8 protein-coding genes are annotated in these 10,219 nt (G+C 71.6%); 4 read left to right on the top strand and 4 right to left on the bottom strand.

The annotated features are described in order from the left end of the window. The 3 genes from N4G66_RS44345 to N4G66_RS44335 all read right to left on the bottom strand — a co-directional run. A partial coding sequence (locus N4G66_RS44345; RefSeq protein WP_315903770.1) for a biotin/lipoyl-containing protein occupies window positions 1-257 on the bottom strand: 257 nt, incomplete at its 3' end. 145 nt (window positions 258-402) lie between these two features. Next, window positions 403-1,791: a dihydrolipoyl dehydrogenase gene (gene lpdA, locus N4G66_RS44340; RefSeq protein WP_261710011.1), complete on the bottom strand. Its 1,389-nt coding sequence runs from the start codon at window positions 1,789-1,791 to the stop codon at window positions 403-405. 314 nt (window positions 1,792-2,105) lie between these two features. Beyond that, a complete protein-coding gene (locus N4G66_RS44335) occupies window positions 2,106-3,632 on the bottom strand; it encodes a leucyl aminopeptidase (protein WP_261710010.1) in 1,527 nt (508 codons plus the stop codon). A 343-nt stretch (window positions 3,633-3,975) separates the two neighbouring features. Here N4G66_RS44335 and N4G66_RS44330 point away from each other — a divergent pair, with 343 nt between their 5' ends. The 4 genes from N4G66_RS44330 to N4G66_RS44315 all read left to right on the top strand — a co-directional run bounded on the left by N4G66_RS44330 (window position 3,976) and on the right by N4G66_RS44315 (window position 10,023). After that, window positions 3,976-6,006: a hypothetical protein gene (locus tag N4G66_RS44330; protein ID WP_261710009.1), complete on the top strand. Its 2,031-nt coding sequence runs from the start codon at window positions 3,976-3,978 to the stop codon at window positions 6,004-6,006. A gap of 119 nt (window positions 6,007-6,125) precedes the next feature. Further along, window positions 6,126-7,649, top strand: a complete 1,524-nt coding sequence (gene pelF, locus N4G66_RS44325; protein ID WP_261710008.1) for a GT4 family glycosyltransferase PelF — start codon at window positions 6,126-6,128, stop codon at window positions 7,647-7,649. Next, entirely contained in the window at window positions 7,646-9,274 is a 1,629-nt protein-coding gene (locus tag N4G66_RS44320; protein WP_261710007.1) for a hypothetical protein, read from the top strand. Before pelF ends, N4G66_RS44320 begins: the two co-directional genes overlap by 4 nt. After that, a complete protein-coding gene (locus N4G66_RS44315; protein WP_261710006.1) occupies window positions 9,271-10,023 on the top strand; it encodes a spherulation-specific family 4 protein in 753 nt (250 codons plus the stop codon). The genes N4G66_RS44320 and N4G66_RS44315 overlap by 4 nt, the downstream gene beginning before the upstream one ends. Window positions 10,024-10,038: 15 nt before the next feature. Here N4G66_RS44315 and N4G66_RS44310 read toward each other — a convergent pair. Beyond that, window positions 10,039-10,219: adenosylcobinamide-GDP ribazoletransferase (locus N4G66_RS44310; protein WP_261710005.1), on the bottom strand; the 181-nt coding region annotated here is incomplete at its 5' end.

Raw genomic sequence — 10,219 nt, 5'->3', positions numbered from 1 at the left:
GCGGCGGCGGGCGCGCCCGTGCCGTCGTCGATGACGGCCAGCTCGGCGCCGACCTCGACGGTCTCGTCCTCGGCGACCTTGATGGATGCCAGGATGCCGGCGGCGGGAGAGGGGATCTCGGTGTCGACCTTGTCCGTCGACACCTCCAGCAGCGGCTCGTCGGCCTCGACGCGCTCGCCCTCGGCCTTCAGCCAGCGGGTGACAGTGCCCTCGGTGACGCTCTCACCGAGTGCCGGAAGGGTTACGGAAACCGGCATGGTTTCTGTTGCTCCTTATTGGGGTCTCCCCTGCTCGATCGGGATCGAGAGCTAGGGGAAGGTGCGGAAGTCTGTGGTCGTCGTCGCGCCCGGCTCGACGCGGGGACTGGGTGCAGCCGACGGCCGGGTGACCGGCCGGGGCTGATCAGTCGTGCGCGTGCAGCGGCTTGCCCGCGAGGGCGAGGTGGGCCTCGCCGAGCGCCTCGTTCTGCGTCGGGTGGGCGTGGATGAGCTGAGCGACCTCGGCGGGCAGCGCTTCCCAGTTGTAGATCAGCTGGGCTTCGCCGACCTGCTCGCCCATGCGGTCGCCGACCATGTGGACGCCGACCACGGCACCGTCCTTCACCTGGACGAGCTTGATCTCGCCCGAGGTGTTGAGGATCTTGCTCTTGCCGTTGCCCGCGAGGCTGTACTTCAGGGCGACGACCTTGTCCGCACCGTAGATCTCCTTGGCCTTGGCCTCGGTGATACCCACGGAGGCGACCTCGGGGTGGCAGTACGTCACGCGGGGGACGCCGTCGTAGTCGATCGGAACGGTCTTCAGACCGGCCAGCCGCTCCGCGACCAGCATGCCCTCGGCGAAGCCGACGTGGGCGAGCTGGAGCGTCGGGACGAGGTCGCCCACGGCGGAGATGGTCGGGACGTTCGTGCGCATGTACTCGTCGACCAGGACGTAGCCGCGGTCCATCGCGACGCCCTGCTCCTCGTAGCCGAGACCGGCCGAGACCGGGCCGCGGCCGACGGCGACGAGCAGCAGCTCGGCCTCGAACTCCTTGCCGTCGGCGAGGGTGACCTTGACGCCGTTCTGGGTGTACTCGGCCTTCGAGAAGAAGGTGCCCAGGTTGAACTTGATGCCGCGCTTGCGGAACGCGCGCTCAAGAAGCTTGGAGGAGTTCTCGTCCTCGAGGGGCGCGAGGTGCTTGAGACCCTCGATGATCGTCACGTCGGCGCCGAAGGACTTCCACGCGGAGGCGAACTCCACGCCGATGACACCGCCGCCCAGGATGATCGCGGACTGCGGCACGCGGTCCAGGACGAGCGCGTGGTCGGACGAGATGACGCGGTTGCCGTCGATCTCCAGGCCCGGCAGCGACTTCGGCACGGAGCCGGTCGCGAGGAGCACGTGGCGGCCCTGGACGCGCTGCCCGTTCACGTCGACGGAGGTCGGGGAGGACAGACGGCCCTCACCCTCGATGTACGTCACCTTGCGGGACGCGATGAGACCCTGCAGACCCTTGTACAGGCCCGAGACGACCCCGTCCTTGTACTTGTGGACGGCGGGTACGTCGATGCCCTCGAAGGTGGCCTTGACGCCGAACTGCGCGCTCTCGCGGGCCTGGTCGGCGATCTCGCCCGCGTGCAGCAGGGCCTTCGTGGGGATGCACCCACGGTGCAGGCAGGTACCGCCGACCTTGTCCTTCTCGATCAGGGCGACGTCCAGGCCCAGCTGCGCTCCGCGCAGCGCCGCGGCGTAACCGCCGCTACCGCCGCCGAGGATCACTAGGTCGAAAACGGTGCTGGCGTCGTTCGCCACGTCACGTCCTCCATGCATGTGCGCCGTAACGCCGGGCACCTTTGTCCCTTACGGGCGGTTGACCGGTCGGTCGGCTGGTGTCCGGCCGCTCTTTCTACGGCCCTGTGGTGGGGGCCCTGTCCTGCCGAGAACCCATCTTCGCACTTGTCGAGGGCGAGCGAGACGCCGGGCCGGTGTGTAGGACGTCTGATCCATCACGTCGAGGGGGTACGGAGCCGGGTGAACCTGCGGATTTCGTCGAGGGCGAAACCTCCGTAGGGCCGAACGGGCGGCCCCGGGCGAGGAACGCCCGGGGCCGCTCGCGGTACGAAGGCTCAGCCCAGGTCGCCGGCCGCCGTCAGCTCGGCGAGACGGACCAGCGTGCGGACCGCGGAACCGGTACCGCCCTTGGGGGTGTAGCCGAACGGGCCGGCCTCGTTGAACGCGGGGCCCGCGATGTCCAGGTGCGCCCAGGTGATGCCCTCGCCCACGAACTCGCGCAGGAACAGACCGGCGACCAGGCCGCCGCCCATGCGCTCGCCCATGTTGGCCATGTCGGCGGTGGGGGAGTCCATGCCCTTGCGCAGGTGCTCGGGCAGCGGCATCGGCCAGGACTCCTCGCCGACCTCCTCGGCGGCCTCGACGATCGAGGCACGGAACGCGTCGTCGTTGGCCATCACGCCGAAGGTGCGGTTGCCCAGCGCCAGCACCATCGCGCCGGTCAGGGTCGCCACGTCGACGATCGCGTCCGGCTTCTCCTCGGAGGCCTTCCACAGCGCGTCCGCGAGGACCAGCCGGCCCTCGGCGTCGGTGTTGAGGACCTCGACGGTCTTGCCGCTGTACATGCGCAGCACGTCACCCGGACGGGTGGCGGAGCCGGAGGGCATGTTCTCGGCGAGCGCGAGCCAGCCGGTGACGTTGACCTCCAGGCCGAGGCGGGCCGCGGTGACGACGGCGGCGAAGACCGCGGCGGCGCCGGCCATGTCGCACTTCATCGTCTCGTTGTGCCCGGCGGGCTTCAGGGAGATGCCGCCCGAGTCGTAGGTGATGCCCTTGCCGACGAAGGCGAGGTGCTTGGTCGCCTTGGCGGAGGTGTACGACAGCTTCACCAGGCGGGGACCGGCGACCGCTCCGGCGCCGACGCCGACGATGCCGCCGTAGCCGCCCTTCGCCAGGGCCTTCTCGTCGAGCACCGTCACCTTGATGCCGTGCTCCTTGCCGGCCGCGGTGGCGACGGCGGCGAAGGACTCCGGGTTGAGGTCGTTCGGCGGGGTGTTGACGAGGTCGCGGGCGCGGTTGAGTTCCTCGGTCACGGCGGTGGCGCGCGCGATGGCCGCCTTGTACGCCGCGTCCCGGGGCTTGCCGCCGAGCAGCGTCACCTCGCCGAGCGGACCCTTGCCGCTCTTGGCCGCGTCGCCCCGGCCGGTCTCCTTGTAGGCGTCGAAGCCGTACGCGCCCAGGCGGGCGCCCTCGGCGACGGCACCGGCGTCGGCGGCGTCCTGGATCGGCAGCGCGAAGGCGGCCTTCTTGGCTCCGGCGAGCGCGCGGGCGGCGACACCGGCCGCGCGGCGCAGCGCCTCGGCGTCGAAGCCGGCGTCCTCCTCGGGGACCGCTCCCAGGCCGACGGCCACCACGACGGGGGCCTTGAATCCGGACGGCGCGGGCAGCTTGGTCACCTCGCCCTCGGACCCGGAGGCTCCGAGGGTCTCCAGGATTCCGGCGAGCCCGCCGTCGTACGCCTTGTCCACGGCCTCGGCGCCCGGTGCGACGACCGGGCCCTTGGGGCCCTTCGCGACACCGACGACGATCGCGTCGGCCCGCAGACCTGACGCTGCGGCGGTGCTGAGAGTGAGAGCAGTCACGGTGGTGAGATCTCCGCTTCCATTGAAGTTCGTGTGGCCGAGAGGGGTGGGTCGACCGGGCCCGACGGCTGACCCTAGATCCGTCCTCGGGGGCGGTCCTTGCCGGGGCCCCTGGCAGGGCGGGCGAGTACCCGGGACGAGCCTACGCTCGGGGTCGGGTTTCGCTCATTTCTACGGACGTTCACCCACAAGTGGCGGCGTGCTGGATTCCCGCCCCTCACTCCCGGTGACCTGAGACACACTCATCGTGTCCAGTGGGCATGCCGCTCACTGCTTTGCACGATTTCCACAGATTCCCCACGGTTTCCACTCGTGGGGGATCTCCGAGGGGGAGGCGCAACATATGGCACAGAGTCTGCATCGGTGGAGAGGGACGGCCGCCGTCCTGGGGGCCGCCGGACTCCTGGCGCTGGGGGTGGGGGCACCCGGCGCATCCGCGGCAGCGACGCCGCGGATCGATCTCAAGGTCCTGGTCGTCGACAACGGCGCGGGCCAGGTCGGGGCGATCACCGCGGAGCTGAAGAACTCCGGTGTCCCGTACACCACCGTCAATCTGGGTGACGCGAGCCGACCGACCATCAGCGCGACATTCCTGAGCGACACCGTGAACGGCGCCCCGCGCGCCAAGTACCAGGGCGTCGTCCTGCCGAACGAGGCGCCGTTCGGCCCGGGTTCGGCCGAACAGACGGCACTGGAGACGTACGAAAAGACGTTCGGCATCCCCCAGGTGGACGCCTACACCTGGGCACACCCCGAGGTCGGTCTCGACTACACCGACCAGAACGGCGGCTGGGCCGGTGTGCTGGACGGCGCACGCACCCAGATCACCGCGGCGGGCACGGCCGGCCCGTTCCGCTACCTCGACGGACCGCTGACCTTCGAGGACAACGACCCGGCGGTGCAGGAGACCTACGGCTACGCGGCCCACCCGAGGGACGGGTTCACCAGCTACCTGGACGCGCCCATCGGCGGTTCGATGCTCGGGCAGTACGCGCACGACGGGCGCAACGAACTCGTGATCACCTTCGCGTACAACCAGTACCAGAAGCAGTTCAAGGTCCTCGCGCGCGGCATCGTCGAATGGCTCACGCAGGGCGTGCACCTCGGGCAGAGCAGGAACTACTTCTCCGTCCACGTCGACGACGTCTTCGCGCCCGACGCCCGCTGGGACTCCGGGCTCAACTGCACGCCCGGCGACATCGACTGCGCGGGCGGCAACGGCGAGGACACCACCACGCCGATCCGGATGACCGCGGACGACGCCGCCTACGCCGCCCAGTGGGAGGCCGACCACGGGTTCACGCTCGACATGGTCTTCAACGCGGGCGCGGGCGAGGAGTGGAAGACCGAGAACGGCGGCACCGACGCCCTCACGGACCGGCTGCTCGCCGACAAGGCCAAGTTCCGCTGGATGAACCACACCTACACGCACCTGTTCCTCGGCTGCGTCCAGGACACCACGACCGTCCCCTGGACCTGCTCGAAGAACGACGACGGCTCGACGGAGTACGTGAGCCGGGCCGAGATCTCCGCGGAGATCTCGAACAACAACAACTGGGCGGCCTCCCACGGCCTCTCCACCGACCGCACCGAGCTGGTGACCGGCGAGCACTCGGGTCTCAGGACGCTGCCCCAGCAGCCCGACGACAACCCGAACCTCGCGCGGGCCCTCTCCGCGAACGGTGTCAAGTGGACCGGTTCCGACAACTCCCGTGAACCCGAGCAGCGTTCGGTCGGCAACAGCGTGCTGACCGTTCCCCGCTACCCGATGAACGTCTACTACAACGCCGCCAAGGCCGAGGAGATGGCCGACGAGTACAACTGGATCTACACCTCGAAGGCCGACGGCGGCAGTGGCATCTGCGAGAACAACGCGACGTCCACCTGCCTGCCGGCCCCGCTGAACGCGGCCACCGGTTACGCCGAGTACATCGTCCCGCTGGAGGCGCGCAACGCGCTCGGGCACGCCATCGGCAACGACCCGCGCCCGCACTACGTCCACCAGTCCAACCTGGCCGAGGACCGCATCCTGTACCCGGTCCTGGACAAGGTGCTCTCCGACTACAAGGCCATCTACGCGGACAACTCCCCGCTGCAGAACCCCCGGCAGAGCGCGATCGGCACCGAGCTGCAGCGCCGTACGGCCTGGCAGGCGGCCCTGGCGAGCGGCAGGGTCACGGCCTACCGCGTCGGCAACACCGTCACCGTCACGGCCCCGTCCGGGACCCAGATCCCGGTGACCGTGCCCGAGGGGACCACGAAGCAACTCCTGGTCGGCACCACCGCGTTCGGAACGCCGTACGCGGGACAGCGCAATGACTGGACCAAGCCGGAGCTCCTTCAGTCCGCAGTGAAGCTGAACCTGCCCGCGTAAGCACGGCAGTTCCGCGGCTCGACGCGCACCCCGGTCCGACCGGCCGGGGTGCGCGTGCGAGCCGTGCACCGGGGGCCGGGGGGCTCTCCGGAAGAAACAGTCCCAGGGGGGAACCACACATGATGCGCACCGGCCGTCATGTCACCATGCTCACCGAAGGCACCTATCCACATGTCCACGGCGGGGTCAGCACCTGGTGCGACCAACTGGTCAAGGGCATGCCGGAGGTCGACTTCCACGTCATCTCACTCACCGGCAGCGGCCGCGAACCCGTGACCTGGGAGCTGCCGCCCAACGTCTACCGGCACACCTGCGTACCGACCTGGGGGCCACGGCCCGGCCGCGCGCGGCCGCCACTGGGCCGCGCCCTGCGCCGCTTCGCCGAGACCTACGAACGTTTTCTGCTCTCCTTCCTCGACCCGGACTCGCCCGAGGACTTCGGCGACGCCCTGTACGAACTGGCCGGGCTCGCCCGCGACGGACGCCTCTCGGCCGCCCTGCGCAGCGAATCGGCGCTGCGCTCGCTGATGTGGATCTGGACGATGCCGCATCTGCCGACGGCCGCTGCCCGGCCCACCGTGCACGACGCCCTCACGGCGACGGACCTGCTGGAGCACGCGCTGCGCCCGCTCGGCGTCCGGATCCCCGAGGACTCCGTCGCCCACGCGGTCAGCAGCGGCCTCGCCACACTGCCCGCCCTCGTCGCGCACCACCTGGACGGGGTCCCGTTCCTGCTCACCGAACACGGCATCTATCTGCGTGAGCGCTACCTCGGCTACCGGGGTGCCGAACAGCGCTGGCCCGTCAAGGCGTTCATGCTCGGCTTCTACCGCGAACTGAACTCCCTGGGCTACCGCGCCGCCGACCTCATCACCCCCTGCAACCAGTACAACCGCCGCTGGGAGGAGCGCGGCGGCGCCGACGGCGACCGCATCCGCACGGTCTACAACGGCGTCGACCCGCACGCCTTCCCGCACGCCGGCCCCGAACCCGCCGTGCCCACCCTCACCTGGTGCGGCCGGGTCGATCCCATCAAGGACCTGGAGACGCTTCTGCGCGCCTACGCCATGGTGCGCGCCGAACTGCCCGACACCCGGCTGCGGTTGTTCGGTCCCGTGCCGCCCGGCGGCGAGGCGTACCGGACCCGCCTGGAGAAGCTCGCCGCCGAACTGGGCGTCACCGACGGGCTGACCTTCGAGGGCCGTATCACCGAAGTGTGGCGCGCCTACGCGGCCGGCCACGTCGTCATGCTGTCCTCCATCTCCGAGGGCTTCCCGTTCTCGATCATCGAGGCGATGTCCTGCGGCCGTACGACGGTCTCCACGGATGTGGGCGGGGTCCGCGAGGCGGTCGGTGACACCGGCATCGTCGTCCCGCCGCGCGAGCCGGAGAAGATGGCCGCCGCCGCCCTCACCCTGCTGCGCGACGACGAACGACGCCTTGACCTGGGCGAGTTGTCCCGCCAGCGGGTCATCGACCGGTTCACTCTGCGCCGCTCCGTCGACGCCTTCAGGACGGTCTACCAGGAACTGGCGGGCCGGCCCGAGGTGTACGAGCCCGCCGTGGAGACGGTCGCCGACTGGACCCTCGAACTGCGCGACCCCTGGTACCAGGCCGTCGCCACGGACGGGACCGGCTGGTGAGCGGCTCCCTGCGCACGCAGCCCGGGGACCGTGAGGGCACCCGTCCCCTGGTGCCGAGCCAGCGCCGCTCGACGAGCCGGGCACAGTCCGACCCGATCGACGAACTCGCCGAGAACCTGGGGGAGTTCGTGTCCGCCGCCGTCCACCCCGACGAGGTGGCCGCGCTCCTCGAGTCCGACGGCCTGTCGGACGACCAGATCCGCGAACGGTACGGCGTCACGAACTCCTTCGCCCTGGCGGAGGAGTTGTTCGAGCGGGTCGACCGGGGCTATCCCGAACCGGAGGGCCCGCCCCACGACCCCTGGCGGATCGGTCTCCTCGGCTGCCTCCTGCGGGGCATCGTCTTCGCCCTCCCAGGCCTCGGCTACGTCCTCGCCGCCCCGCTTCTCGCGGGGCCGAAGGGCGCGTTCGGACTTCCGGCCGGCACCGTTCCGATGCTCGCCGGGGCGCTGTGCGGCTGGACCTGGAACCAGGGGCTCGCGCACCGCGCGTACACCTGGATGGGACTGGGAGACCGCGCCGCCGCCCGGCGCGCGCTGCTCGTCGGGACCCCGGTCGGTGTCCTGCTCGGCTCCCTGGTGGCCTTCGCGGCGGCGGGTTCGGCCGGCCGGGGCGCCGTCGCCTTCGCCGCCGGGCAGTCCGGCTATCTGGGCGCGGCCACCGTTCTGCTGGTGATGGGCAGGGAACGCACCCTGCTCGCCGCCCTGGCGCCCATGACGGCGGGCGCGGCCGTCACCGTTTTCCACCCGGTCCCTGATCCGGCTCGGGTGGCCCTGCTCCTTGGCTCGCTGGCGGCGGTCGCCCTGCTCGGCCTGCTCGAAGTGGCGCCCGCGGTACGGGATCTGGGAGAGGGAAGCTGGGGCGCGGGGATTCTCGCGCTGCTGCCGTACGGGAAGCTGCGGGGCGGCGCCGAGCCGTCCGGGCGGGCCGGTGAGCCGCGGGCGGCCTCCGCGGGCCGGCCGGACAGCGAGAAGCCCGGGGCCGCCCCGACCCGCCTGGGACCGGTGGCCGCGCGTCTGCGCGCCCGCCGGTCCGCCCCGCGTCGGAACGCCGGAACCGTTCCGTACGCCCTGTTCGGGCTGGGCAGCGGGGTCCTCGTGCTGTACGCGGCACTCGGAGACGTCCTCACAGGGGCCCGAACGGCGGTCGCCGCACCGGCGGCGGTGGCGCTGACACTCAGCATGGGCCCCGCCGAGTGGCTGCTGTTCCGGTTCCGCAGCGGGAGCCTCGCCGGGCTGCGATCCAGTACGTCGGCGAGGAGTTTCCGGCGGGCCACCGCCGGCGCGCTCGTCCGCTGCCTGGCCGGCTACCTCGCCGCGCTGCTCGTGCTCGGCCTCGCCACCTCCGCGCTGTGGCCGCACGCGCCCGCGGCGGCGGACGGGGTCCGGCTCGGCGGACTGCTCCTGCTGGGTGTGGTCATGTGGACCGGGCTGCTGCTCCAGTCCTTCGGCGCCGTCACCGGCACGGCCACGGTCGTCTGCGCCGCCGCGCTCGCCCAGACCGCGGCACTGGCGACCCACACGGGCGACGCGCACTGGGTGGGCCTGATCGTGTACGGCGCGGCGGCGGGCGCCCAGACCGCGCTCGTCTGCGCCCGGCTGGGAAAGGCGACGGCCCACCGGTGAACCCGCTGAACCCGCCGGACACCGGCGCGCACGGCGCGCACGGCTCGCCCGCTGCCCTCGCCGCGGCCCGTGAGCCCGACGTCGCCCGTACGCCCGGCACTTCGAAGACCCTCCTCGTCCCGTACTACGAACACCCCGCCGTCCGCCCGGCCGAATGGGACGCGCTCGTCGCCGCCGCGTCCCGGCTGTACGGCGTGGTGCTGAACCCCGCCAGCGGACCCGGTGACCGCCTCGACCCGGCGTTCGAGGCGGTCGCCGGACGCCTGCGCACGGCCGACGTCCGGGTGCTCGGGTACGTCGACACCGACTACGGCCGCAGACCGCTCGCGGACGTCCTGCGCGAACTGACCCGGCACCGCGACTGGTACGGCACCGACGGCGCCTTCCTCGACCAAGCGGCCGCCGTGGAAAGCGAGTTCGGCTACTACCGGCGGCTGGCGACGGCCGTCCGGGGACTGGGCCACGGCACCCTCGTCCTCAACCACGGCACGGCACCGCACCCTTCGTACGCCCGTGTCGCGGACGTCCTCGTCACCTTCGAGGGCACCTGGGCCACCTACCGGAGGAGGCCCCCGCCGCCGTGGACGGGTGCCGGGGCGAGTCTCTGTCACCTCGTCCACGGGGTACCGGCCGACGTCGACGTGGCGACGCCGGCACGGGAGCGGGGGGCCGCCCTGTACTGCGCGGTCCCCGGCGTGGGGGACCATCCCTGGGGCACGTTGCCGCACGCCCTGGAGCCCGCCCCGTGAGCGCGGCGACGGTGGTCAGCCCAGCGAGAGAACCACGAGCGCGGTCGTCGCCGCCGTCTCCGCGAGGCCCCCGAACACATCGCCGGTGATACCGCCGAAGCGCCGGGTGCAGTGCCGCAGCAGCAGTTCGGCCGCCACGCAGGCGGCGCCCGCCGCCACCGCGGCGCGCACGATGTCGTACGTCCCGACGAGCGCC

It is taken from the genome of Streptomyces rhizosphaerihabitans, assembly GCF_025399795.1.
GTDB lineage: Bacteria > Actinomycetota > Actinomycetes > Streptomycetales > Streptomycetaceae > Streptomyces > Streptomyces rhizosphaerihabitans.
This window is presented reverse-complemented; position numbering and strand designations above follow the sequence as displayed.

Excerpts from the sequence above, each read along its gene's own strand:
- N4G66_RS44330 (WP_261710009.1), top strand. The coding sequence starts at position 3,976 with ATGGCACAGAGTCTGCATCGGTGGAGAGGGACGGCCGCCGTCCTGGGG.
- pelF (WP_261710008.1), top strand. The coding sequence starts at position 6,126 with ATGATGCGCACCGGCCGTCATGTCACCATGCTCACCGAAGGCACCTAT.